This window comes from Herbaspirillum sp. SJZ099, from assembly GCF_007828355.1.
Classification (GTDB): Bacteria; Pseudomonadota; Gammaproteobacteria; order Burkholderiales; family Burkholderiaceae_D; genus Herbaspirillum.
Genome location: NZ_VIUO01000001.1, coordinates 1,048,961 through 1,072,092 on the forward strand (window position 1 = coordinate 1,048,961; position 23,132 = coordinate 1,072,092).

At 65.1% G+C, this 23,132-nt stretch carries 22 protein-coding genes; 16 read left to right on the top strand and 6 right to left on the bottom strand.

Annotation, left to right across the window (positions count from 1 at the left end; all coding sequences use genetic code 11):
- Positions 1 to 24 precede the first annotated feature (24 nt).
- Positions 25 to 486 carry a hypothetical protein gene (locus FB597_RS04505; RefSeq protein ID WP_255464057.1) on the top strand — a complete coding sequence of 154 codons (462 nt, stop codon included), beginning with the start codon at positions 25 to 27 and terminating at the stop codon, positions 484 to 486.
- A gap of 39 nt (positions 487 to 525) precedes the next feature.
- On the opposite strand, the gene FB597_RS04510 is transcribed toward FB597_RS04505, so the two are convergent.
- The gene (locus tag FB597_RS04510) at positions 526 to 1,455 is read right to left on the bottom strand and encodes a LysR substrate-binding domain-containing protein (RefSeq protein WP_141916831.1); all 930 of its coding nucleotides are present in this window, start codon (positions 1,453 to 1,455) and stop codon (positions 526 to 528) included.
- A 282-nt stretch (positions 1,456 to 1,737) separates the two neighbouring features.
- Between FB597_RS04510 and FB597_RS04515 the strand changes: the two genes are divergently transcribed.
- Positions 1,738 to 2,982 carry a cation:dicarboxylate symporter family transporter gene (locus FB597_RS04515; RefSeq protein ID WP_144768402.1) on the top strand — a complete coding sequence of 415 codons (1,245 nt, stop codon included), beginning with the start codon at positions 1,738 to 1,740 and terminating at the stop codon, positions 2,980 to 2,982.
- 9 nt (positions 2,983 to 2,991) lie between these two features.
- Here the strand turns inward: FB597_RS04515 and FB597_RS04520 are convergent, their stop codons facing one another.
- Positions 2,992 to 4,410 carry a sensor histidine kinase gene (locus tag FB597_RS04520; protein WP_141916836.1) on the bottom strand — a complete coding sequence of 473 codons (1,419 nt, stop codon included), beginning with the start codon at positions 4,408 to 4,410 and terminating at the stop codon, positions 2,992 to 2,994.
- Positions 4,410 to 5,108: a response regulator transcription factor gene (locus FB597_RS04525; RefSeq protein WP_141916838.1), complete on the bottom strand. Its 699-nt coding sequence runs from the start codon at positions 5,106 to 5,108 to the stop codon at positions 4,410 to 4,412. Before FB597_RS04525 ends, FB597_RS04520 begins: the two co-directional genes overlap by 1 nt.
- A gap of 166 nt (positions 5,109 to 5,274) precedes the next feature.
- Here FB597_RS04525 and FB597_RS04530 point away from each other — a divergent pair, with 166 nt between their 5' ends.
- The 9 genes from FB597_RS04530 to rbsD all read left to right on the top strand — a co-directional run bounded on the left by FB597_RS04530 (position 5,275) and on the right by rbsD (position 14,297).
- Entirely contained in the window at positions 5,275 to 6,066 is a 792-nt protein-coding gene (locus FB597_RS04530) for an ABC transporter ATP-binding protein (RefSeq protein ID WP_141916841.1), read from the top strand.
- 38 nt (positions 6,067 to 6,104) lie between these two features.
- Complete coding sequence (locus FB597_RS04535; protein WP_141916844.1) at positions 6,105 to 6,977, top strand: ABC transporter permease; 873 nt, start codon at positions 6,105 to 6,107, stop codon at positions 6,975 to 6,977.
- Positions 6,978 to 7,032: 55 nt separating this feature from the next.
- The gene (locus FB597_RS04540; protein ID WP_141916848.1) at positions 7,033 to 8,055 is read left to right on the top strand and encodes an ABC transporter substrate-binding protein; all 1,023 of its coding nucleotides are present in this window, start codon (positions 7,033 to 7,035) and stop codon (positions 8,053 to 8,055) included.
- A 264-nt stretch (positions 8,056 to 8,319) separates the two neighbouring features.
- Positions 8,320 to 9,267 (top strand): sugar ABC transporter substrate-binding protein, encoded by a 948-nt coding sequence (locus FB597_RS04545; protein WP_141916851.1) that lies wholly within the window; start codon positions 8,320 to 8,322, stop codon positions 9,265 to 9,267.
- Between the two features lie 95 nt (positions 9,268 to 9,362).
- The gene (locus FB597_RS04550; protein WP_141916854.1) at positions 9,363 to 10,928 is read left to right on the top strand and encodes a sugar ABC transporter ATP-binding protein; all 1,566 of its coding nucleotides are present in this window, start codon (positions 9,363 to 9,365) and stop codon (positions 10,926 to 10,928) included.
- A gap of 49 nt (positions 10,929 to 10,977) precedes the next feature.
- Positions 10,978 to 11,949, top strand: coding sequence for an ABC transporter permease (locus FB597_RS04555; RefSeq protein WP_141916857.1), 972 nt, complete (start codon positions 10,978 to 10,980; stop codon positions 11,947 to 11,949).
- A gap of 22 nt (positions 11,950 to 11,971) precedes the next feature.
- Entirely contained in the window at positions 11,972 to 12,976 is a 1,005-nt protein-coding gene (locus tag FB597_RS04560) for a LacI family DNA-binding transcriptional regulator (RefSeq protein WP_141916859.1), read from the top strand.
- Between the two features lie 3 nt (positions 12,977 to 12,979).
- Positions 12,980 to 13,879 carry a ribokinase gene (rbsK, locus tag FB597_RS04565; protein ID WP_141916863.1) on the top strand — a complete coding sequence of 300 codons (900 nt, stop codon included), beginning with the start codon at positions 12,980 to 12,982 and terminating at the stop codon, positions 13,877 to 13,879.
- Between the two features lie 25 nt (positions 13,880 to 13,904).
- Positions 13,905 to 14,297, top strand: a complete 393-nt coding sequence (gene rbsD, locus FB597_RS04570) for a D-ribose pyranase (protein ID WP_141916867.1) — start codon at positions 13,905 to 13,907, stop codon at positions 14,295 to 14,297.
- A gap of 33 nt (positions 14,298 to 14,330) precedes the next feature.
- Here rbsD and prpF read toward each other — a convergent pair whose 3' ends face one another.
- The 3 genes from prpF to FB597_RS04585 form a co-directional block, all read right to left on the bottom strand.
- Entirely contained in the window at positions 14,331 to 15,521 is a 1,191-nt protein-coding gene (gene prpF, locus FB597_RS04575; RefSeq protein WP_141916870.1) for a 2-methylaconitate cis-trans isomerase PrpF, read from the bottom strand.
- Between the two features lie 138 nt (positions 15,522 to 15,659).
- Positions 15,660 to 18,281 (bottom strand): Fe/S-dependent 2-methylisocitrate dehydratase AcnD, encoded by a 2,622-nt coding sequence (acnD, locus tag FB597_RS04580; protein ID WP_141916873.1) that lies wholly within the window; start codon positions 18,279 to 18,281, stop codon positions 15,660 to 15,662.
- A 41-nt stretch (positions 18,282 to 18,322) separates the two neighbouring features.
- On the bottom strand, positions 18,323 to 19,030 hold the full coding sequence (locus FB597_RS04585) for a GntR family transcriptional regulator (protein WP_141916877.1): 708 nt from the start codon (positions 19,028 to 19,030) through the stop codon (positions 18,323 to 18,325).
- 249 nt (positions 19,031 to 19,279) lie between these two features.
- Here FB597_RS04585 and FB597_RS04590 point away from each other — a divergent pair, with 249 nt between their 5' ends.
- The 5 genes from FB597_RS04590 to FB597_RS04610 all read left to right on the top strand — a co-directional run bounded on the left by FB597_RS04590 (position 19,280) and on the right by FB597_RS04610 (position 23,123).
- On the top strand, positions 19,280 to 20,017 hold the full coding sequence (locus FB597_RS04590) for an IclR family transcriptional regulator (protein ID WP_141916880.1): 738 nt from the start codon (positions 19,280 to 19,282) through the stop codon (positions 20,015 to 20,017).
- A gap of 154 nt (positions 20,018 to 20,171) precedes the next feature.
- Positions 20,172 to 20,921 carry a glutamine ABC transporter substrate-binding protein gene (locus tag FB597_RS04595; protein ID WP_141917079.1) on the top strand — a complete coding sequence of 250 codons (750 nt, stop codon included), beginning with the start codon at positions 20,172 to 20,174 and terminating at the stop codon, positions 20,919 to 20,921.
- Between the two features lie 150 nt (positions 20,922 to 21,071).
- A complete protein-coding gene (locus tag FB597_RS04600; RefSeq protein ID WP_050468880.1) occupies positions 21,072 to 21,737 on the top strand; it encodes an amino acid ABC transporter permease in 666 nt (221 codons plus the stop codon).
- The gene (locus FB597_RS04605; RefSeq protein WP_141916882.1) at positions 21,737 to 22,510 is read left to right on the top strand and encodes an amino acid ABC transporter ATP-binding protein; all 774 of its coding nucleotides are present in this window, start codon (positions 21,737 to 21,739) and stop codon (positions 22,508 to 22,510) included. The genes FB597_RS04600 and FB597_RS04605 overlap by 1 nt, the downstream gene beginning before the upstream one ends.
- Entirely contained in the window at positions 22,500 to 23,123 is a 624-nt protein-coding gene (locus tag FB597_RS04610) for a HutD family protein (protein WP_141916885.1), read from the top strand. The genes FB597_RS04605 and FB597_RS04610 overlap by 11 nt, the downstream gene beginning before the upstream one ends.
- Positions 23,124 to 23,132 lie beyond the last annotated feature (9 nt).

Sequence of the window (23,132 nt, forward strand, 5' to 3'; positions counted from 1 at the left end):
CTTGTCAAACCGAGGGGGACCACGATGAACGCCAATGCCATCCATGCCGTATTCCTGCGCGGTGCTGCCATTGCGCTGGCGCTGGCTTGCGCGGGACCGGCATCGGCCCAGGTGACCACCCGCGACCTGGGCGGCAGCTATGGCACGCATCATCAGGCCGTTCCTGTCCCGGTACCGATCCCGGTGCCCGATCCGCTGAACCGCAGCCAGCAGCCGAGCGAGCCGATCACCACTTCCGGCAACAGCTGCGCGTGCCAGGTGGCACAGGCCAGCGGCAGCGCCTGCATGATTTTCCTGCGCACCAATGCGGCGGACTGGATCGCCAGGAACGCGCCGCAGACCGCCATGCGCTCATCGGCCGGCGGCCGTTTCTACGATGCGCCGTTCAGCCTTGCGGCCAGCGCCTGCGCCGGGCGCAAGGTGGCGCCGGGCGGCATCAAGGTGCATTGGCTCGATCGCGGCAATGCGATCCTGGAGTGGAAGTAAGTTGTCGGCGACGCGGGAGGGAGGCCAAGCACGCCGCCTTCAACGTCCGGCGAATTCCCGCGCCAGTTTGAGGAAGTTCTGCTGCGTCGGCTCGCCCGCCTCGCCGCGGCACACAAGGTTGATCGGCGCCAGCAGCGCCGGCCTGGCGTCTTTTACCCGGCAATACACCACGCTCTCGCGGTGAAAGCTCTTCATCGATGCAGGCACCACCGACACGCCCACGCCCGCGGCCACCAGGCTGATGTTGGTCAGCATGCGATCGATTTCCAGCGCGATCTTCGGGGTGAAGCCGGCGTTTTCGCAGGCTGCGATCAGATTGGAATACATGCCCGGCGCACCGTGGCGGCGCACCAGGATGAATTCCTCCGCAGCCAGCGCGTTCAACGGGATCGAGGGCAGGTTGTCATCGGCCGCCGGCGCGTCGCGCCGGCCCGCCAGCAGCGGGTGGCCGGCGGGCAGGATCAGCAGCATTTCCTCTTCCAGCAATTCGTGGAAGGCGATGCCTTGCGGCCGGGCCACGGGCTGGCGCAGGAAGCCGATATCGACCTTGCCGTGCATGATGTCTTCGGTCAGTTCCGCTGCATTGGCTTCGGTCAGCGCCATATGCACGCCGGGATAGGCTTCGCGGTAGGCGCGGATGATGCCGGGGATCAGGGGATGCGCCGCCGCCGAGCTGGTGAAGCCGATGGCGAGGGTGCCGGCAAAGCCTTGCGCGGCGCGCGCGGCCTTTTGCGAGGCCAATTCCACGCTATGCAGGATGGCCTTGGCTTCTTCCAGGAAGACCCGCCCGCCGGCGGTCAGGTCGGCGCCCTTGGGATGGCGGCGCAACAGCTCGAAGCCCAGCTCCTGTTCCAGCAGGCGGATCTGGTGGCTCAGCGGCGGCTGTTGCATGCCCAGCCGTTCGGCGGCGCGGGTAAAGTGCTGTTCTTCGGCGACCACGAGGAAATAGCGGAGATGGCGCAATTCCATTCTGTCTCCATATTTTGTTTATCTGAAAATATTATTTTCGATATATTTTACAGATCCCATCCGCACTGTGCGCCGCCGGCAATGACGGATATCCCTTAGCGTGCGCGGCAAGCTTGGCCGGTAAACTCCGTGCTGCGGGCCATCGCCAGGATGGCCGGAAAAAACAAGACACAAGACACACAACACGCAACACCCACGCAACACAACAAGAGGGAGACAGCGCCGTTTCGACGGCGTCCAGCATCGATGGCGGGGAAGATATTGAGGAACGGCTTGGTCCAGATGGCGGCGGCGATTGTCGCCGGCATCGCCCTGGGCCAATGGCAGCCCGACCTGGCGGTGCAGATGAAGCCGTTGAGCGATGGGTTCGTCAAGCTGATCGGCATGCTGATCGGCGTGATCATGTTCGCGCTGGTAGTGTCGGGCATTGCCGGCATGCAGGGGCAGGCCCGGACCGCCAGGGTCGGCGGCAAGGCGGTGCTGTATTTCGAGGCAATGACCTTGCTTTCGCTTGCGCTCGGCATTGCCGCCGCGGTGCTGCTGCAGCCGGGCAGCGGCTTTCACCTCGATTTGTCGGCCACGGCGGCGGAGGCGGCGGGCGGCGGCGCCCAGATGGTGTCGGGCTACATACGCCGGGCCGAAGACTTCCGCTTCGACCGGTTCGCCCTGGGGCTGATTCCCGATAGTTTCGCCGGCGCCTTCGTGCACAACAACAGCCTGCAGATCCTGCAGCTGGCGGTGTTCTTCGGCGTCGCGCTGGGGCGCCTGTCGGCGGCCAATCCCCGCATGGCGCAACTGCGCGACTTCATCGACGCCATCCTCGGGGTGCTGTTCGGGATGGTCAGCCTGATCCTGAGGCTGGCGCCGCTGGCGGCTTTCGGCGCCATGGCCTTTACCATCGGCCGTTATGGCCTGGGCTCGATGCTGCCGTTGCTGCGCTTCGTCGGCGCCATCTACCTGGCCAGCATTGTCTTCGTCGCGGCGGTGATGGCGCTGGTGGCGCGCGCGGTCGGCGTGAACCTGTTCCGGGTGATCGCCTATGTGCGCGACGAGCTGCTGCTGGTGATCTTCACCGCTTCCTCGGTGGCGGCGTTGCCGGGGCTGATCGAGAAGATGGAAAAGATCGGCTGCTCGCGCAATGTGGTGCGCCTGGTGCTGCCGGCCGGCTACAGCTTCAACCTTTCCGGCACCAATCTCTACCTGGCGATGGCGACCCTGTTCCTGGCGCAGGCCTCGGGCGTGCACCTGGGCGCATGGCAGTTGCTGACGCTGCTGGCGATCGCCATGCTGACCTCCAAGGGCGCCACCAGCGTGGCCGGTTCCGGCTTCATTGCGCTGGCGGCGACGCTGGCCGCGCTGCAGATGGTGCCGGTGGGCGGGATTGTGCTGTTGCTGGGCGTGGAGCGGCTCATGAAGTGCCGTTCGCTGACCAATGTGGTCGGCAATTGCCTGGCCTGCGTGGTAATCGCGGCATGGGAGCGCGAGTTCGACTATACGGCGATGCGGCGCGAGCTGGGCGGCAAGTAAAGAGTCTGTTCAGGCCGGCTCTTCGGCCGGTGCCTGCCATGCCGGAAAGTCCAGCGCCACCGAAAAATGGCCTTGCGCCGTATGTTCGAAACGCATGCCGCCGGCATGCGCGCGCATCACTTCTTCCACGATCGACAAGCCCAGGCTGGCGCCCATGCGGCCTTCGCCGCGCGGCGAAAAGGGCTTGCGCAGCCGCTCCCAGTCGGCGGCGGGGATGCCGGGGCCGTCATCGATGAAACGCAGTACATAACGCGCTTCATTGCGCACCTCCTCCGTATCGAGCCGCACATGCAGCAGGCCGGGGGAGCCGTATTGCAGCGCATTGTTGAGGATGTTCTTGATGGCCTCGCCCAGGCTGATGGCGTCGCCGCGGATGAAGCAGGGCGCCTCCGGCATGTCCAGCGCCAGGTCGGGCGTGCGTTCGCGGTTGGACAGCACATCGGTCATCTGCGAGCGCACCAGCTCGCCGAGGTCGATGCGCTGCTGCAGGCTGATGTCGCTGCGGTGCTGCACCATCGCGTGGTTGATCAGCTGGTTCACCAGCGCACCCAGGTTGCGGGTGCGCTCGCGCAACTGGTCCAGATGGCGCTGGCGCTTTTCCTCGCTGGCCTCGGTGTCCAGCAATTCCATTTGCGAGACCAGGGCCGTGACCGGCGTGCGCAGCTGGTGGGCGGCGTCGCCGATCACGCGCCGCATGGTGGCGCGGTGTATCGCCAGGCGCTGCATGAAGGCGTTGATGGCCGAAACCAGCGCGTGGGTCTCGGCCGGCACGGTCAGGTTCAGCGGCGAGAGGTCGTTGAGGTCGCGTTCGCGGATGGCGGCCTCGATGCGTTTCAAGGGCGCCAGCGCCTGGTACAGGGTGAACATGGCCGCCACCAGCGTCAGCACGCTCATGGCGATGATCACCATCAGCGCCTTGCTGCCCAGGCTGTGCGCGAACGACATGCGGGCATTGTTGGTCTGCGCCAGCACGATCACCGCCCACGGATGCGGGCCGTCGACCGGCATGCGACGGCCGATGATGGCCATGCGCACCGGCGTGCCGAGGTATTCGCCGTCGCGCAGCAGCGGGCCTTGCTCCAGTTTGTCCCACGGGATATCGGGGCGGAATTCGCCGTCGCCGGCGATCACCCGGCCTTGCGGATCGAGCACGACGTAGATCGCATGATCGCCGGTGCCCAGCATCGACAGCGCGGCCAGCGGCACGTCGATGTTGACGGCGCCGTTCTCGTACCAGGTATTTTCCGCGATCTGCAGCGCGCTGCCGGTAAGGATGCGGTCGTAGGCCTGGTTGGCGGCCAGTTGGGTGGAGATCCAGATGGCGATCAGCAGGGCGGCGGCGCTGACGGTGAGCACCGCGCCCATGCGGGTGACCAGCCGGGTATAGAGCGAGCGTCCGGCGACGACGTGCTGGGTGCGCGGCAGCATCAGTGGAGCGCGCCGTCGTCGGCCGGGGCCTGCGGCGCATGCAGCACCAACTGGTAGCCCAGGCCGCGCAGGGTGCGGATCTCGAAGGCGGCGCCGGCCAGCTTCTTGCGCAGGCGGGCGACGTATTGTTCGACGGTATTGGCGTTGGGGGTATCGTCCAGCGTGAACAGGCGGTCCATCAGTTCGTCCTTGTTGAAGATGCGTCCCGGGCGGGCGGCGATGATCTCCAGCAGCGTCACCTCGCGCCGGGTCAGCTCGATCGGTGCGCCGTCCAGCGTGGCGCTGCGGCTCTTGCGGTCGATGCTGACGTTGGCGCAATGGATCAGATTGGTCGATTCGCCGCCGCTGCGGCGCAGCAGCACGCGGATGCGCGCGTCCAGTTCGCGGAAGTCGAAGGGCTTGATCAGGTAGTCGTCGGCGCCCAGGTCGAGCGCGCGCACGCGCTCCTCGATTTCGGCGCAGGCGGTCAGCATCAGCACCGGCGTTTTCTGGCCGCGCCCGCGCAATTGCTCCAGCAGGGAGAAGCCGTCCTGCTGCGGCAGCATCACATCCAGGATCACCAGGTCGTAGGAGTCGGCCATGCGGCGGCCGGCGGCGGCGCCGTTGCTTTCCCACTCCACGGTATGGCCGATGCGCGCGAGGTGGGAGACGATGGCTTCGGCCACGTCGGAGGTGTCTTCAACTAGCAGGATGCGCATGGGATCTCCGGTCTTGTTGCGATGCCGCATTCGTGGGCGCGGCTTGGGCAGGCTGAATTGTATGCTCGTCAGCGCAAAAAAATCCGGGCGTCAGGATTTAGTCAGATTCGTTACAGCTTCGCGCCCTAGCATCCGTCCCAATCATTAAAACAAACTGGAGACCTGCATGAGCAATCCTGCCCATGGCGCGCCGGCTATCGATCCGTCCCGTCCGCTGCTGGAAATCGACAACGTCACCCTGCAATACAAGACCAGCGATTCGCTGGTGACCGCGACCCAGCAGGTCAGCTTCAACGTCCATCCATCCGACCGCTACATCCTGCTCGGCCCCTCGGGCTGCGGCAAGTCGACGTTGTTGAAGGCCATCGGCGGCTACCTGCAGCCGACCTCGGGCGCGATCCGCCTGAAAGGGCGCGAGGTGCACGAACCCGGCCCGGACCGCATGATGGTATTCCAGGAGTTCGACCAGTTGCTGCCCTGGAAGACCGTGCGCCAGAACGTCGAATTCGCACTCAACGCCAGCGGTCGCCTGCACGGCAAGGAAGCCGCCGAGCGCGCGGCGTACTACATCGGGAAGGTCGGCCTGGCCAAGTTCATCGACAGTTACCCGCACATGCTCTCGGGCGGCATGAAGCAGCGCGTCTCGATCGCGCGCGGCATGGCCATGGAGCCGGACGTGCTGCTAATGGACGAACCGTTCGCCGCGCTGGACGCGCTCACCCGCCGCAAGATGCAGGACGAGCTGTTGCGCCTGTGGGACGACACCCGCTTCACCGTGCTGTTCGTGACGCACTCGATCGAAGAGGCGATCCGCATCGGCACCCGCATCCTGCTGCTCACGCCGCATCCCGGCCAGGTGCGCGCCGAATTGAACAGCATCGATCCGCAACAGATGGGCACCGCGGCCCAGGCCGAGCTCGAAACCCGCATCAACGACATGTTGTTCGCCCATCACTGACCAGCGGTCAATCAACAGGCGACAACCAGGAGACACGCATGAACAACAATACCTTGCCCTTCGTCCGCCCGGAAATCGTGGTGGAACCCAACCGCAACGCCAGCGCTGAAGTGCAGCGCCCATTATCGGCCTTTGAATCGCTCTATCGCCTGGGCTGGCTGCGCAAGACGGCGATCCTGCTGGTGCTGGCGGCGATCTGGGAAATCTACGGCCGCTGGCTGGACAACGCATTGCTGTTTCCCAGCTTTAGCCAGACGCTGGAGGCTTTCCTGCACGGCATCGCCAGCGGCGTGCTGCTGGAGCGCGCCGCGGTGTCGCTGCAGACGCTGCTGGTCGGATACGGCCTGGGCATCCTGCTGGCGGGCTTGCTGACCACGCTGGCCATCAGCTCCCGCATCGGCAACGACTTGCTGGAAACGCTGACCTCCATGTTCAATCCGCTGCCGGCGATCGCCTTGCTGCCGCTGGCGCTGATCTGGTTCGGCCTGGGCACCGGCAGCATCATCTTCGTGCTGGTGCATTCTGTGCTGTGGGCCGTGGCGCTGAATACCCACGGCGGTTTCCGCGCGGTGTCCAACACCCTGCGCATGGTGGGGCAGAACTATGGCCTGCGCCGTTTCTCGCTGGTGAAGTCGATCCTGATCCCGGCCGCCTTCCCGAGCATCCTGACCGGCTTGAAGGTCGGCTGGGCCTTCGCCTGGCGCACGCTGATCGCCGCCGAACTGGTATTTGGCGTGTCTTCCGGAACCGGCGGCCTGGGCTGGTACATTTTTGAAAACCGTAACCAGCTGGAAACCGCCAACGTGTTCTCGGGCCTGTTCTTCGTGATCATCATCGGCCTGGTGGTGGAGAACCTGATCTTCGCCCAGATCGAAAAACGCACCATCCGCCGCTGGGGCATGGCCCACTAAGCGGCCGGCGCAGGCAGCCGCAATACCGATAAACTGACGACCCAAGGAGACAAGAATGAAACGTCGCACTTTTTCAAGCATGATGATCGCCGCCACGCTGGCGCTGTCGGCCGCCGCCGTGACCGGCACCGCCCGCGCCGAAGCGCCCGAGGTGCGCATTTCCCACGGCTACGGCCTGCTGTACCTGCCGCTGATGGTGATCCGCGACCAGGGCCTGGTCGAGAAGCACGCCAAGGCGCTCGGCCTGGGCGACGTCAAGACCAAGTGGGTGCTGCTTGACGGCGGCAACGTGATCAACGACGCCATGCTGGCCGGCAATCTCGACATCGCCGGCACCGGCGCGCCCGGTTTCGTGACGCTGTGGTCCAAGGCGCGCGGCATCCCGCGTTCGGAAGTGGTGGGCCTGGGCGCGTTGTCGACTTCGCCGCTGTGGCTCAACACCAATAACCCCAACGTCAAGTCGCTGAAGGATTTCACGCCCAAGGACAAGATCGCCATCCCCGGCATCAAGACCTCGCTGTCGGCAGTGCTGCTGCAGATGGCCGTGGCCAAGACCTTTGGCAGCGAGAACTACGCCAAGCTCGACCCGCTGACGGTCGGCCTGTCGCACCCGGAGGCGATGGGTTCGCTGCTGTCGGGCAAGACCGAGATCACCGCGCACTTCACCTCGCCGCCATTCTCCTACCAGGAAGCCAAGGACCCGCGCATCAGCCGCGTGCTCAACACCTCCGACGTGCTGGGCCACATCACCATGGACGTGGTGTTTGCGCTGAAGTCTTTCACCGAGAAGAACCCCAAGCTGACGCAAGCCTTCATGGCCGCGCAGGAAGAAGCCAACGCCTATATCGCCAAGAACCGCAAGGGCGCCGCCGAGACCTTCCTGCGCGTATCCAAGATGAAGCTGCCGCAGGAGGAAGTGGAACAGATGCTGGCCGACCCCGGCACCGAGTTCTTGACCACGCCGGTGGACATCATGCAATACGTGCTGTTCATGAGCAAAGCCGGCACCATCAAGACCAAGCCGGCGGTATGGAACGAGATGTTCGTGCCGGCATTCAAGGATCGCAAGGGCAGTTGATTGCGTGAGCGATCTGCCCGCGGGCGCATCAACCAAAAGGCTTCCTGAGGGAAGCCTTTTTTTGTGGGCGATTCGTGCCGGGCGATGCGGAGAAACCGCAGGAACGGCTATACCCCCGGGATGTGGCAGGCAGGAAATGTGCAGGTGCAGCTTGTCCGACGATATTTTTCGGTGCTATCCTCTGTTGCGCGCAAACGTTTGCGCAACCATTAACGGTACTCAACTTCGTTGAAAAGCCGATAACACCAGAATATGGAGACATACATGAAAAACCTGACCCGCCGCCAATTCGCGCTCGCCGCATTGCTCGCCTGCTCGGTGCTGCCCGCCTCCGTCATGGCGCAGACGCCGGCCAAGCCCAAGGTTGCGCTGGTGATGAAATCGCTGGCCAATGAATTCTTCCTGAACATGGAAAACGGCGCGCGCGAACACCAGAAGGCGCACGCCAGCCAGTACGACCTGATCGCCAACGGCATCAAGGACGAGCAGGACACCGCCAACCAGATCAAGATCGTCGAACAGATGATCGTCTCCAAGGTCAACGCGCTGGTGATTGCGCCGGCCGACTCCAAGGCCCTGGTGCCGGTGGTGAAGAAGGCGATCGACGCCGGCATCATCGTGGTCAACATCGACAACAAGCTCGATGACGCGGCGCTCAAGGAGAAGGGCATCAGCGTGCCCTTCGTCGGGCCGGACAACCGCAAGGGCGCCAAGCTGGCCGGCGACTACCTCGGCAAGCAACTGAAGAAGGGCGACAAGGTCGCCATCATCGAGGGCGTCTCGACCACCGTCAACGCGCAGCAGCGCACGCTGGGCTTCCAGGATGCGATGAAGGAAGCCGGCGCCAACGTCGTGACCGTGCAATCGGGCCAGTGGGAAATCGACCAGGGCAACAAGGTGGCCGCTTCCATCCTCAACGCCCATCCTGACATCAAGGCAATCCTGGCCGGCAACGACAACATGGCGCTGGGCGCGGTAGCCGCGATCCGCGCTTCCGGCAAGGCCGGCAAAGTGCTGCTGGTGGGCTACGACAATATCAACGCCATCAAGCCAATGCTCAAGGACGGCCGCGTGCTGGCGACCGTCGACCAGTTCGCCTCGCAGCAGGCTGTGAACGGCATCGAAATCGCCCTGAAGGCCGTGACCGAGAAAAAGTCGCAAAGCAGCCTGGGCGGCATCGTCGAGACCAAGGTTGCGCTGATCACCAAGTAAGCAAGCTTGCCTTGACTTGACCTGCGAAGAGCCGGCGCCCAAGCCCAGGGCTGTGGCGCCGGCTCTTAGCCATGTTCCAACCAGTGTCGCCGCCCATGTCGCCAACCGATTCTCCATCCCAATCTTCTCCCTTGCTGACCCTGTCGGGTATCGGCAAGAGCTACGCCGCGCCGGTGCTGGAAGGCATCGAGCTGCAACTGCGCGCCGGCCAGGTGTTGGCGCTGACCGGCGAAAACGGCGCCGGCAAGAGCACCTTGTCCAAGATCGTGTGCGGCCTGGTCGAGGCCAGCGCCGGCCGGATGTCGCTGGACGGCCAGCCCTACGCGCCAGGCTCGCGCACCGAGGCCGAGGCGCTGGGCATCCGCATGGTGATGCAGGAGCTCAACCTCATCCCCACGCTCAGCATCGCCGAAAACCTGTTCCTGGAAAAGCTGCCGCAGCGTTTCGGCTGGATCGACCGCAAGAAGCTGGCCGCCGCCGCGCAAGTGCAGATGGCAGTGGTCGGCCTGGGCGAGCTCGACCCGTGGACGCCGGTGGGCGAACTGGGCCTGGGCCACCAGCAGATGGTGGAGATCGCGCGCAACCTGATCGGCAGCTGCCGCTGCCTGGTGCTGGACGAACCTACCGCCATGCTGACCAGCCGCGAGGTGGCGCTGCTGTTCTCGCGCATCGAAAAGCTGCGCGCCGAAGGCGTGGCCATCATCTATATTTCGCACCGGCTGGAAGAACTCAAGCGCATCGCCGACCGCATCGTGGTGCTGCGCGACGGCCGCCTGGTATGCGACGAGGACATCACCCGCCACAGCACCGAACAACTGGTGCAGATGATGGCCGGCGAATTGACCAAGGTCGACCTCGATGCCGAACATCGCCGCATCGGCGCGCCGCTGCTCAAGGTGCGCGGGCTGGGCCGCAGCGGCGCCGTGCAGCCGGCCAGCTTCGACCTGCATAGCGGCGAAATTCTCGGCGTGGCCGGCCTGATCGGCTCCGGCCGCACCGAATTGCTGCGGCTGATCTTCGGCGCCGACCGCGCCGACAGCGGCGAAGTCTTCATCGGCGACGCCGCTCGCGCAGCCGACCTGCGCAGTCCCAGGCATGCGGTCAGGGCCGGCATCGCCATGGTCACGGAAGACCGCAAGGGCCAGGGCCTGCTGCTGCCGCAATCGATCAGCGTCAATACTTCGCTGGCCGACCTGGGGCGCGTCAGCCGCGCCGGCGTGCTCGACCATGACGCCGAAGACAGCGCCGCGCGCGATTTCGTGGGCAAGCTGCGCATCCGCTCCAGCCATGTCGGCCAGGCGGCCGGCGAGCTGTCCGGCGGCAACCAGCAGAAAGTCGTGATTGCACGCTGGCTGTACCGCGATTGCCCGGTGATGCTGTTCGACGAGCCCACGCGCGGCATCGACATCGGCGCCAAGGCCGATATCTACAAGCTGTTCGCGGAACTGTCAGGGCAGGGCAAGGGCTTGCTGGTGGTATCCAGCGACCTGCGCGAACTGATGCAGATTTGCGACCGCATCGCCGTCATGAGCGCCGGGCGCATCGTCGAGACCTTCGCCCGCGCCGACTGGTCGCAGGAGCGCATCCTGGCTGCGGCCTTCAGCGGCTACGTGGGCCGGCAGGAAGCCGGCGCCGCCGAGCCGGCCGACAACATTGTCTGAGGCTGCAAGCCAGCTTTTATCCAGCAAAGAACACACAGAGAACCGAAACATGTCGACTTCGTCCAAGCGCCGCCAGACTGCCCTGGCCGGCTTCAAGAACTACACCGGGCTGGTCATCGCGCTGCTGGCGATGTGCGCGATGTTCGCCTTCCAGAGCGAGAACTTCCTGTCCGCCGCCACCTTCATCACGCTGTCCAACGATATCCCGCCGCTGGTGGTGATGGCGGTGGGCATGACCTTCATCCTGATCATCGGCGGCATCGACCTGTCGGTCGGCTCGGTGATGGCGCTGGCGGCCTCGATGCTGTCCATGGCCATGGTGCGCTGGGGTTGGCCGCTGTACGCCGCCGCGTCCCTGGGCGTGGTGGTGGCCGCGGCCTGCGGCACGGTGACCGGGATGATCTCGGTGCACTGGCGTATCCCATCCTTCATCGTCTCGCTGGGCGTGCTGGAAATCGCCCGCGGACTGGCCTACCAGGTCACCAATTCGCGCACCGAATACATCGGCAGCGCGGTCGACGTGGTCAGCTCGCCGATCCTGCTGGGCATGTCGCCGGCCTTCCTGTCGGCCATCGCCATCGTGGTAGCGGCGCACCTGGTGCTGACCCGCACCGTGCTGGGCCGTTACTGGATCGGCATCGGCACCAACCAGGAGGCGGTGCGGCTGTCGGGCGTGAATCCCAATCCCAGCAAGGTGCTGGCCTTCGCCCTGATGGGCGCGTTCGCCGGCATCGCCGCGCTGTTCCAGGTCTCGCGCCTGGAAGCGGCCGACCCCAATGGCGGCGTCGGCATGGAGCTGCAGGTCATCGCGGCGGTGGTGATCGGCGGCACCAGCCTGATGGGGGGGCGCGGTTCCATCATCAGCACTTTCATCGGCGTGCTGATCATCTCGGTGCTGGAGGCGGGGTTGGCGCAGATCGGCGTTTCCGAGCCGATGAAGCGTATCATCACGGGCGCAGTCATCGTCGCAGCGGTGATCCTCGACACCTATCGCCGCCGCGGCGAGCGCAACGGCCGCTAAGCGCCGGGCATCTGAACTTTTTATGGCAACCATCAAGGACGTCGCACGGCTGGCCGGGGTTTCCTTCACCACGGTCTCGCATGTGCTCAACGAGACGCGGCCGGTCAGCCCCGAGGCGCGCCAGCGCGTGCTCAGCGCGGTCGAAGAGCTGGCCTACGTGCCCAGCGCGCTGGCGCGTTCGCTCAAGAGCAAGGTAACCGGCAGTATCGGGCTGATCATCCCCAACAACACCAATCCGTATTTCTCCGAGCTGGCGCGCGGCATCGAGGATTTCTGCTACGGCGCCGGCTACAGCGTCATCCTGTGCAATTCCGATGACGACCCCGACAAGCAGAACGACTACTTGCAGGTGCTGCTGACCAAGCGCTGCGACGGCCTGATCATCGCCACCCTGACACAGACCGATCACGCGCTGCTGGGCCGGCTGAAGATTCCCACCGTGCTGCTGGACCGTGCGCCCAAGGAACTGCAGATCGACCTGGTCAGCACCGACAACGTGCAGGGCGGCCGCTTGGCGGCGCAGCACCTGCTGGCCCTGCGGCGCCCGCGCCTGGCCTGCATTGCCGGGCCGCGCGGGCTGGCGCTGTCGGACGAACGCGTCGGCGGTTTTCGCGACAGCATCGAGCAGCAGGGCGCCCAGCTGGCGCCGGCGGCGGTGCTGCATGCCGACTTCACCAGCATCGGCGGCTATCGCGCGGCGATGCGGCTATTGCAGGCGCAGCCGGCGCCGGACGCCATCTTTTGCTGCAACGACCTGATGGCCATCGGCGTGCTGCGCGCGGCCGGGGAACTCGGCATCGCCGTGCCGGAAGCGCTGTCGGTGGTCGGCTTCGACGATATCGAACTGGCCCAGTTCGTGCATCCGCCGCTGACCACGGTGGCGCAGAACACGCGCCAGCTCGGCAACCTGACCGCGCAATGCCTGCTGGAGCGCATTGCCGATCCGAAACGCCCCATCCGGCGCGAAACGGTCGCGCCGCAATTGCAGATCCGGGGCTCGACGGCCCCGTTTTTGAAGAAAGCTTAGAGCATGATCGTCATCATCGGCAGCATCAATATGGACCTGGTCTTGCGCGTGCCGCGCATGCCCATGCCCGGCGAAACCCTGGCCGGCGGCAAGTTCATGACCATTCCCGGCGGCAAGGGCGCCAACCAGGCCGTGGCCTGCGCGCGCCTGTGCCAGCACGGCACGCCGGTCGCCATGGTCGCCTGCCTGGGCGGCGACGCCTTCGGCCGCCAGATGCGCGCCTCGATTGTCGCCAACGGCATCGACGACCGCTACATCGCCGACATCGCCGACGAAGCCACCGGCATCGCCTCCATCCTGGTCGACGACCGGGCGCAGAACAGCATCGTCCTGGCTGCCGGCGCCAACGGCCGGCTGGATGTGGCCCAGCTGGAACGGGCGCGCGAACTGATCGCCTCGGCCTCCATCGTGCTGCTGCAACTGGAAGTGCCGATGCCGGTCGTCGCGCACGCCGTCGACATGGCGCACGCGCTGGGCAAGACCGTGGTGCTCAATCCCGCGCCGGCGCAAGCCTTGCCGGCGGGGATGCTGGAGAAGATCGACTATCTCATCCTCAACGAGATCGAGGCGGCGATGCTGGCCGAAGAAGAATCCGACGACATCCCCATGCTGGCGGCGAAGCTGCGCGCGCGCGGCGCCCGCAACGTGGTGGTGACTTTGGGGGAGAAGGGCGTATACGGCCACTTCGAGCGGGCCGGCGCGCGCCATCTGGAGGCGCAGAAGGTCAAGGCGGTCGATACCACCGCCGCCGGCGACACCTTCATCGGCGGCTTCATCGCCGCGCTCGATGCCGGCCGCGACGAGTTCACCGCCATCGCCTACGGCCAGGCCGCAGCCGCCATCAGCGTCACCCGCACCGGCGCCCAGACCTCGATCCCGATGCGCGACGAAGTGCGCCTGTAAGTTGCCGTACCGCCAAGGAAAAAGCATGAAGAAAACACCGCTGCTCAACGCCGCCATCTCGCAAGTGATCGCATCCATGGGGCATGGCGACACGCTCGTCATCGGCGATGCCGGCCTGCCGGCGCCGGCAGGCGTGCCGGTGATCGACCTGGCGCTGACGCCGGGCATTCCCGGTTTCATGGACACGCTCAAGACCATCCTGGCCGAACTGCAGGTGGAGCAGCATGTGCTGGCGCAGGAGCTGGCGCAGCGCAGCCCGGCATTGGCCGCGCAGATCGGGGCATTGGGATTGCCGGGGGCGCAGCTGGTGCCGCATGAAGAATTCAAGCAGCGCACGCGCCAGGCGCGCGCCTTCATCCGCACCGGCGAATGCACGCCTTACGCCAACATCATCCTGTCTTCGGGCGTGGTGTTCTGAATCCCGGTCAGCGTACCCGCTGACCGTTTCCGGTCAGAACGCGTCGCCCGGCACCCGCACCCAGCCTTCCATCAGCACCCGCGCGCTGCGGCTCATGATGGCCTTGGTCACGACCCACTGTCCGTTTTCCAGCTTGGCCTCGGCGCCTACCCGCAGCGTGCCGGAGGGGTGGCCGAAGCGCACGTTGTTGCGCTCGCCGCCGCCGGCGGCCAGGTTCACCAGCGTGCCGGGGATCGCCGCAGCGGTGCCGATGGCGACGGCGGCGGTGCCCATCATCGCGTGGTGCAGCTTGCCCATCGACATCGCGCGCACCAATACGTCGGCATCCTTGACGGTCACCGGCTTGCCGCTGGACGAGATGTAATCCCGCGGCTTGGCCACGAATGCCACCTTGGGCGTGTGCTGGCGGGTGGCGGCTTCTTCCACCCTGGTAATTAGACCCATGCGGATGGCGCCGTGCGCGCGGATGGTCTCGAAGCGCGCCAGCGCGGCCGGGTCGCCGTTGATGGCGTCCTGCAGCTCGGCGCCGGTGTAGCCGATGTCTTCGGCGTTGAGGAAGATGGTGGGAATGCCGGCATTGATCATGGTGGCCTGGAAGCTGCCGACGCCGGGCACCTCCAGCGTGTCGACCACGTTCCCGGTCGGGAACATGGCGCCGCCGGCGCCGTCTTCGTCGGCGGCCGGGTCCATGAATTCCAGTTGTACTTCGGCCGCCGGGAAGGTCACGCCGTCCAGTTCGAAGTCGCCGGTTTCCTGCACCTGGCCGTTGGCGATGGGGACGTGGGCGACGATGGTCTTGCCGATGTTGGCCTGCCAGATGCGCACCACGGCGATGCCGTCCTGCGGCACCTTGTCCGCCGCGACCAGACCGGCGGCGATGGCGAACGGGCCGACCGCGGCCGACAGGTTGCCGCAGTTGCCGCTCCAGTCGACGAAGTCCTTGTCGATCGAGACCTGGCCGAACAGGTAGTCGACGTCATGGCCGGGGCGGGCGCTCTTGGAAATGATCACCGTCTTGCTGGTACTGGAAGTGGCGGCGCCCATGCCGTCGATCTGCTTGCCGTAGGGGTCGGGGCTGCCGATCACGCGCTGCAGCAGCTTGTCGCGCGCGCGGCCGGGCACGCGCGCGGCTTCGGGCAGGTCATCCAGCTTGAAGAACACGCCCTTGCTGGTGCCGCCGCGCAGGTAGGTGGCGGGGATGCGGATCTGGGGGACTTGGCTCATGCTTGCATTCCTTTTCTTTTTGCCCGTTCGGGCTGAGTAGCCGCTTTAGCGGCGTATCGAAGCCAGCGCACCGAAGCTGCCCTTCGATACGCGCTGCGCGCTACTCAGGGCGAACGGAGTCACTGCTTCAGAGATCCATCAAACCGACTTGTGGTCGTTTTTGCCGGCATTGGCCGAGGCTTCCAAAAAGTCCTGCGCAAACCGCTGCAGCACGCCGCCGGCTTCGTAAATCGATACTTCCTCGGCGGTATCCAGGCGGCAGGTCACCGGCACTTCGACGCGTTCGCCGTTCTTGCGGCGGATCACCAGCGTCAGGTCGGCGCGCGGGCGGCGTTGGCCGATCACGTCATAGGTCTCGGTGCCGTCGATGGCGTAGGTATTACGGTTCTCGCCGGCCTTGAACTCCAGCGGCAGCACGCCCATGCCGATCAGGTTGGTGCGGTGGATGCGCTCGAAACCTTCGGCCACGATGGCTTCCACGCCGGCCAGGCGCACGCCCTTGGCGGCCCAGTCGCGCGAAGAGCCCTGGCCGTAGTCGGCGCCGGCGATGATGATCAGCGGCTGCTTGCGCTCCATGTAGGCTTCGATGGTTTCCCACATGCGCATGACCTTGCCTTCCGGCTCCAGGCGCGCCAGCGAACCTTGCTGCACGCTGCCGTCCGCCTTCTTCACCATTTCATTGAACAGCTTCGGATTGGCGAAGGTGGCGCGCTGCGCGGTCAGGTGGTCGCCGCGGTGGGTGGCGTAGGAGTTGAAGTCTTCCTCCGGCAAGCCCATCTTGTGCAGGTATTCGCCGGCCGCGCTGTCGAGCAGGATGGCGTTGGACGGCGACAGGTGGTCGGTGGTGATGTTGTCGCCCAGCACCGCCAGCGGCCGCATGCCTTGCAGCGTGCGCTCGCCGGCCAGCGCGCCTTCCCAGTAGGGCGGGCGGCGGATGTAGGTGCTTTGCGGGCGCCAGTCGTACAAGGGGCTGACCTTGGCGCCGCGGTCGACGCGGGCGGCGAACATCGGGGTGTAGACGTTGCGGAATTGCTGCGGCTTGACGGCGGCCTTGACCACTTCGTCGATTTCTTCATCGGAGGGCCAGATGTCTTTGAGGCGGATTTCTTTGCCGTCGGCAGTGGTGCCCAGCACGTCCTGCTCGATGTCGAAGCGGATGGTGCCGGCAATCGCATAGGCCACCACCAGCGGCGGCGAGGCCAGGAAGGCTTGCTTGGCGTAGGGGTGGATGCGGCCATCGAAGTTGCGGTTGCCCGACAGCACGGCGGTGCTGTACAGGTCGCGGTCGATGATTTCCTGCTGGATCTTGGGATCGAGCGCGCCCGACATGCCGTTGCAGGTGGTGCAGGCGAAGGCGACGATGCCGAAGCCCAGTTTTTCCAGGTCGCCGGTCAGGCCGGCTTCGTCCAGGTACAGTTCGACCGCCTTCGATCCCGGCGCCAGCGAACTCTTCACCCACGGCTTGCGCTGCAGGCCCAGGCGGTTGGCGTTGCGCGCCAGCAGGGCGGCGGCGATCACGTTGCGCGGGTTGCTGGTGTTGGTGCAACTGGTGATGGCGGCGATGATGACGGCGCCGTCGGGCATCTTGCCCGGCTCGTTTTCCACCTTGCCGGCGATGCCTTGCGCGGCCAGTTCGGATACCGGCAGGCGCTTGTGCGGATTGCTCGGCCCGGCCAGCGTGCGCACCACGGTCGAGAGGTCGAAGCGCAGCACGCGCTCGTACTCGACATCCTTCAGGCTGTCGGACCACAGCCCGGTTTCCCTGGCATAGGTTTCCACCAGCCTGACCTGCTCATCTTCGCGGCCGGTCAGCTTCAGGTAGTCGATGGTCTGCTGGTCGATCGAGAACATGGCGGCGGTAGCGCCGTATTCCGGTGCCATGTTGGAGATCGTGGCGCGGTCGCCCAGGGTCAGGCTGGAAGCGCCGTCGCCATAGAACTCCAGGTAGGCGCCGACCACCTTCTGCTTGCGCAGGAACTCGGTCAGCGACAGCACGATGTCGGTGGCGGTGATGCCGGGCTGGCGGCGGCCGGTCAGTTCGACGCCGACGATGTCGGGCAGGCGCATCCACGAGGCGCGGCCCAGCATCACGTTCTCGGCTTCCAGGCCGCCCACGCCGATGGCGATCACGCCCAGTGCATCCACGTGCGGGGTGTGGCTGTCGGTGCCGACCAGGGTGTCGGGGAAGGCCACGCCGTCCTTGGTGTAGATCACCGGCGACATTTTTTCCAGGTTGATCTGGTGCATGATGCCGTTGCCGGGCGGGATCACGTCGACGTTTTCAAAGGCCAGCTTGGTCCAGTCGATGAAGTGGAAGCGGTCTTCGTTGCGGCGGTCTTCGATGGCGCGGTTCTTCTCGAAGGCTTGCGGGTCGTCGCCGCCGCATTCCACCGCCAGCGAATGATCCACGATCAGTTGCACCGGCACCACCGGGTTGACCTTGGCCGGGTCGCCGCCCATGTCGGCGATCGCATCGCGCAGGCCGGCCAGGTCGACCAGCGCGGTCTGGCCCAGGATGTCATGGCACACCACGCGCGCCGGGAACCAGGGGAAATCCAGGTCGCGGCGGCGCTCGATCAGTTGGCGCAGCGAGTCGGTCAGCGTGGCCGGGTCGCAGCGGCGCACCAGGTTCTCGGCCAGCACGCGCGAAGTGTAGGGCAGGCCGTCCCAGGCGCCCGGCTGGATGGCGTTGACGGCGGCGCGGGCGTCGAAATAGTCCAGCTTGGTGCCGGGCAGTTGCTTGCGGTATTGAGTGTTCATGGCGGATGGCTCGTGGTTGTCTCGGTAAATGGGTGTCGTTGTCAGGCTTGATCGCGCTGTGCGTTGGCCTGTGCGATCTGGTGCTCGATATTGCGGCGCGAGGCGCCGATGTGCCGGCGCATCAGCAGGTCGGCCAGTTCGCCGTCGCCGTCGGCCAGCGCGTCGAGGATGCGATGGTGTTCGGCGAAGGCGTGGCGCGGACGGTTGGGGGTGGCGGAATACTGGATGCGGTACATGCGCGCCAGCTGGTACAGCTCGCCGCACAGGATGCGCGTGAGGATTGCGTTGCCGCTGGCCTGGATGATCTTGTAATGGAAGTCGTAGTCGCCTTCCTGCTGGTAGTAGCCGCGCCCGGCCTGGAAGGCTTCATCCTTCTCGTGCATGTCCAGCACGCGGCGCAGTTCGTCGAGTTCGGCGCGGCTCATGCGTTCGGCCGCCAGCCGGCAGGCCATGCCTTCCAGCGATTCGCGGATCTGGAACAGTTCGACCAGGCCTTCCAGGGTCAGCGACACCACGCGCGCGCCGACGTGCGGCACGCGCACCAGCAGGTTCTGGCCTTCCAGGCGATGGATCGCCTCGCGCAGAGGGCCGCGGCTGATGCCGTAGGTGCGCGCCAGTTCCGGCTCGGAAATCTTGCTGCCGGGGGCGATGGCGCCCTGGACGATGGCGGTCTGGATTTTCCGGAAGACATGTTCCGAAAGTGTCTCCCCATCTCGTTCCGAACCCGGCAAAGTGATCAACTCGCTCATAGTGTCGACAATGTTGGCTGTTTTATTGATTTAATCATAGCACTTTGCATGAAATGTTTTGCAAGTGTCGACAATTAAATATTTCTATCTTGATTCGGTTAAAAAATAGCATGAGTCAATTCGGATCGCAGGTGAGAAAATTTGCCGCCATTTGAGAAAGCTGAAATAGCTTCTTAAATTTTTAAAGAAAATTTCTCTACCCACGGGAAATTAAATCCAAAACTGAGAATTTAAACTTATATTGCGTCCATGGACTCTCCTCAAACCTCGACCACCGTCGATCGCGTACTTCATGTTCTGGCTGGCGTGGCGCGCGCCGGCAAGCCTGTGAGCGCCAAGCAGATTGCCGCCATGGTGCAGCAGCCGGTCAGCACCGTTTATCGCCACCTGGCGTCGCTCAAGAAGTGGGGCCTGCTGCAGGAACACATGAACTCCGGCACCTTCGAACCCGGTCCGACCGGCGTGCAACTGGCCTGGGGCTTCGACCAGAACTCCAACCTGATCAGCCAAAGCCGGGACGAGATCAGCGCGCTGGTCGCGCGCAGCGGCGAGAGCGTGGGCCTGCTGGTCTATACCAATGGCGAGATGGTTTGCATCGCCATGGAAGAAAGCACCCAGCCGTTGCGCTGCTCCTTCACCAAGGGCCGCGCGCATAAGCTGCACAAAGGCGCATCGGCCAGAAGCCTGCTGGCGTTCATGCCGCGCAAGCTGCAGCAAAAGCTGCTGGCCGACCAGTTGGGCGACAAGCCGGAAGAAGCGGCCGCACTGGAAGCGAAACTTGAAGAGATTCGCCGCCGCGGCTATTCCACCAGCGAGAGCGAGGTCGACCTCGGCGTTTGGGGCGTTTCGGTGCCGATCATGACGTCCAACGGCCGCCTGGAAGGCACGATCACGCTGATGGCGCCGGCATTGCGCGTCGGGGCGCGTGAGCAGGAGCTGATCCGCATGACCGTGGAAGCGGCGCAGCGCATTTGCAATCGTTTTTAAGTTAGGGCCTGTTCGTTAAAGGCCCTGGGGCCTAGGCCGACAGGGAGTCATGCTGAAACGGCATGGGAAGCGGCCCGAGCGTTTTGTTGTTGTCATCCCGCCAGGAAATCATCCTGCACCAGTCCGATCCGTCGTTTTTACTGAGGAACACATGATGAAATTTTCCAAGCTGCTCTGCGCCTGTATGGCCGTCTTCGCCTTGTCCGCCGCCGTCCCTGCGGCCCAGGCCGCCGACAACGTGATCCGCGTCGGCACCGATGCGACCTTCCCGCCGATGGAGTTCGTCAAGGACGGCAAACGCACCGGCTTCGACATCGAACTGATGGAGGCGCTGGCCAAAAACATGGGCAAGAAGATCCAATGGGTGGACATCGACTTCAAGGGCCTGATCCCCGGCCTGATTTCCAACCGCTTCGACATCGCCGCATCGGCCATCTACATGACCGATGAGCGCCGCAAGGTGGTCAACTTCAGCGACCCGTACTATCGCGGCGGCCTGGCTGTGCTGGTGCGCCGCGACGACCAGAGCATCAAGGTGCCGGACGACCTGAACCGCGGCAAGAAGGTATCGGTGCAGGTCGGCACCAAGTCGGTGGCCTACCTCAAGGACAACTTCCCCGGCGTGGAGCGCGTCGAGGTCGAGAAGAACCAGGCCATGTTCGACCTGCTGGCCACCGGCCGCGTCAATGCCGCCGTCACCGGCCGCCCGGCCGCGGTGGAATACGCCCGCACCCAGCCGCTGGTGCGCGTGCTGGACAAGGGCCTGACCACCGAGCTGTACGGTTTCGCCATGCGCAAGAGCGATACCGAACTGGCGCAGCAGTTGAACCGCGCCCTGCAGACCCTGCGCGTGAACGGCACCTATACCGCGTTGACCGACAAGTGGTTCGGCAAGAGCGAGTAATGCCGGCCTGAGCGCCGCGCCGCCATTGCCATCGTGACGGCGAGCGCGGCCGCGGCGGCTTTCTTCTTTTTCAATCGACCTGCACGGCGGCAAGCCGGCGCGGTTGTGCATTCTGCATTTCAATTCGCATTTCAATTTTCCGGAGCCCACATGGATTTCGACTTTTCGCCGGTATGGGAAAGCTGGCATTCGCTTGCCACCGGCACCGCGGTCACGGTGGAAATCACTGCCGCCGCCTTGGTGCTGGGCTGCCTGCTGGGCCTGCTGGTCGGGCTGGGGCGCCTGTCGCCGCAGCGCCGCATCATCTATGGCATCTGCACCGTCTACCTGACCCTGGTGCGCGGCACGCCGCTGCTGGTGCAATTGTTCATCTGGTTCTTCGGCCTGCCGCATTTCGGCATCCTGCTGCCGGCCTATGTATGCGGCATCCTCGGCCTGGGCATCTACAGCGGCGCCTATGTTTCCGAGATCGTGCGAGGTTCGATCCAGTCCATCGAGCGCGGCCAGATGGAGGCAGCCCGCTCGCTCGGCTTGCCGTACAAGATGGCGATGCGCCGCGTGATCCTGCCGCAGGCTTTCGTGCGCATGATCCCGCCGCTGGGCAATGAATTCATCGCGCTGATCAAGAACTCGGCGCTGGTGTCGCTCTTGACCATCGCCGACCTGATGCACGAGGGCGAAAAGATCATCAGCGTGAGCTACCGCTCGCTGGAGGTTTACCTGGTCATCGCCGCGATCTACCTGATCCTCACCAGCGTGACCACCCTGATCCTGCGCCGGATCGAGAAAGTACTGCGTTCGGAAGGGAGAGTGTGATGACGCAAGCCATCGTCGACATCAAGGGCCTGAAGAAATCCTTCGGCGACCATGTGGTGCTCAAGGACATCGACTTCGCCGTGCAGCCCAGCCAGGTGGTGGTGGTGATCGGCCCCAGCGGCTCGGGAAAAAGCACCTTCCTGCGCTGCCTGAACGGCCTGGAAACCGCCGAAGGCGGCACCGTCACGGTGTGCGGACACCCGGTGGTGCAAGCCGGGCGCATGATGCCTGAAGCCCGGCTGGACGAGCTGCGCGCCGAGGTCGGCATGGTGTTCCAGTCGTTCAACCTGTTCCCGCATCTCACCGTGCTGGACAACATCACGCTGGCGCCGACCTGCCTGCGCGGAGCGCCGCGCAAGCAGGCCGAAGAGCAGGGCATGCGCCTGCTGGAGAAGGTGGGCCTGGCGCACAAGGCCAAGGTCTACCCCGGCACGCTCTCCGGCGGCCAGAAGCAGCGCGTGGCGATCGCCCGCGCGCTGGCGATGGAACCCAAGGTGATGCTGTTCGACGAGCCGACCTCCGCGCTCGACCCCGAACTGGTGGGCGAAGTGCTGCAGGTGATGAAGGACCTGGCCGCCGAAGGCATGACCATGCTGATCGTCACCCATGAGATGGGCTTCGCCCGCGAGGTGGCCGATGTGGTGGTGGTGATGGACCATGGCAGCATCGTCGAGGCCGGCGCGCCGGCCGATATCTTTACCGCGCCCAGGGAAGCGCGCACCCGCAGCTTCCTGCAGACCATGCTCGCGCGCGAGGCGGCCCATGGCGGCTGAGGCTTTCCCGAAGGCGCAAGCCGGCGACGCCATCATCGCCAGCGGCAGTCTCGCGCGGATTGCCGCGGTGCCCTGGAAAAACGAAGGCGGGCAGACGCGCGAGCTGTGCGTGGAGCCGCCCGAGGCGGATTTCTCCTCCTTCGCCTGGCGCGCCAGCGTGGCCGATGTCGGGCGCGATGGCGTCTTTTCGACTTTTGCCGGCATCGACCGCACCATCGTATTGCTGGAGGGCGGCGGTTTCACCATGCATGCCGACGGCGCGCAAATACACGACCTGCGCCAATGCTTCGCGCCGTTTTCCTTTGCCGGCGAGGCGGAGGTGTCGGTCAGCCTGCACGGCGCGCCCACCCTGGATTTCAACCTGATGGTGCGGCGCGATCTGGCCAGCGGCGAAGTGGTGGCGCTGAGCGAGCAGAATTCCCGCCGGCTTCCGGCCGATACGGTATTGCTGTATGTCGCGCAAGGCGCGGCCTGTCTTTCCGACGCCTCCGGGATGCTGCTGCAACTGCGCGCGGGCGAATTCGTCAGGCTGCGTGAAGGCGCGCTCCTGCCCGACTTGCTGTGCGCGGCCGGCGCGCTGGCGCTGGCCATCCGTATCCGCCGCAAGACCTGATCCGCTGCC

Bases quoted from the DNA above. Each gene is read 5' to 3' on its own strand.
- FB597_RS04610 (WP_141916885.1), top strand. From the start codon at position 22,500: ATGGCGGCTGAGGCTTTCCCGAAGGCGCAAGCCGGCGACGCCATCATC.
- acnD (WP_141916873.1), bottom strand. From the start codon at position 18,281: ATGAACACTCAATACCGCAAGCAACTGCCCGGCACCAAGCTGGACTAT.
- FB597_RS04540 (WP_141916848.1), top strand. From the start codon at position 7,033: ATGAAACGTCGCACTTTTTCAAGCATGATGATCGCCGCCACGCTGGCG.
- FB597_RS04530 (WP_141916841.1), top strand. From the start codon at position 5,275: ATGAGCAATCCTGCCCATGGCGCGCCGGCTATCGATCCGTCCCGTCCG.
- FB597_RS04525 (WP_141916838.1), bottom strand. From the start codon at position 5,108: ATGCGCATCCTGCTAGTTGAAGACACCTCCGACGTGGCCGAAGCCATC.
- rbsK (WP_141916863.1), top strand. From the start codon at position 12,980: ATGATCGTCATCATCGGCAGCATCAATATGGACCTGGTCTTGCGCGTG.
- FB597_RS04520 (WP_141916836.1), bottom strand. From the start codon at position 4,410: ATGCTGCCGCGCACCCAGCACGTCGTCGCCGGACGCTCGCTCTATACC.
- rbsD (WP_141916867.1), top strand. From the start codon at position 13,905: ATGAAGAAAACACCGCTGCTCAACGCCGCCATCTCGCAAGTGATCGCA.
- FB597_RS04560 (WP_141916859.1), top strand. From the start codon at position 11,972: ATGGCAACCATCAAGGACGTCGCACGGCTGGCCGGGGTTTCCTTCACC.
- prpF (WP_141916870.1), bottom strand. From the start codon at position 15,521: ATGAGCCAAGTCCCCCAGATCCGCATCCCCGCCACCTACCTGCGCGGC.
- FB597_RS04505 (WP_255464057.1), top strand. From the start codon at position 25: ATGAACGCCAATGCCATCCATGCCGTATTCCTGCGCGGTGCTGCCATT.
- FB597_RS04555 (WP_141916857.1), top strand. From the start codon at position 10,978: ATGTCGACTTCGTCCAAGCGCCGCCAGACTGCCCTGGCCGGCTTCAAG.
- FB597_RS04510 (WP_141916831.1), bottom strand. From the start codon at position 1,455: ATGGAATTGCGCCATCTCCGCTATTTCCTCGTGGTCGCCGAAGAACAG.
- FB597_RS04515 (WP_144768402.1), top strand. From the start codon at position 1,738: ATGGCGGCGGCGATTGTCGCCGGCATCGCCCTGGGCCAATGGCAGCCC.
- FB597_RS04550 (WP_141916854.1), top strand. From the start codon at position 9,363: ATGTCGCCAACCGATTCTCCATCCCAATCTTCTCCCTTGCTGACCCTG.
- FB597_RS04595 (WP_141917079.1), top strand. From the start codon at position 20,172: ATGAAATTTTCCAAGCTGCTCTGCGCCTGTATGGCCGTCTTCGCCTTG.
- FB597_RS04585 (WP_141916877.1), bottom strand. From the start codon at position 19,030: ATGAGCGAGTTGATCACTTTGCCGGGTTCGGAACGAGATGGGGAGACA.
- FB597_RS04600 (WP_050468880.1), top strand. From the start codon at position 21,072: ATGGATTTCGACTTTTCGCCGGTATGGGAAAGCTGGCATTCGCTTGCC.
- FB597_RS04535 (WP_141916844.1), top strand. From the start codon at position 6,105: ATGAACAACAATACCTTGCCCTTCGTCCGCCCGGAAATCGTGGTGGAA.
- FB597_RS04590 (WP_141916880.1), top strand. From the start codon at position 19,280: ATGGACTCTCCTCAAACCTCGACCACCGTCGATCGCGTACTTCATGTT.
- FB597_RS04605 (WP_141916882.1), top strand. From the start codon at position 21,737: ATGACGCAAGCCATCGTCGACATCAAGGGCCTGAAGAAATCCTTCGGC.
- FB597_RS04545 (WP_141916851.1), top strand. From the start codon at position 8,320: ATGAAAAACCTGACCCGCCGCCAATTCGCGCTCGCCGCATTGCTCGCC.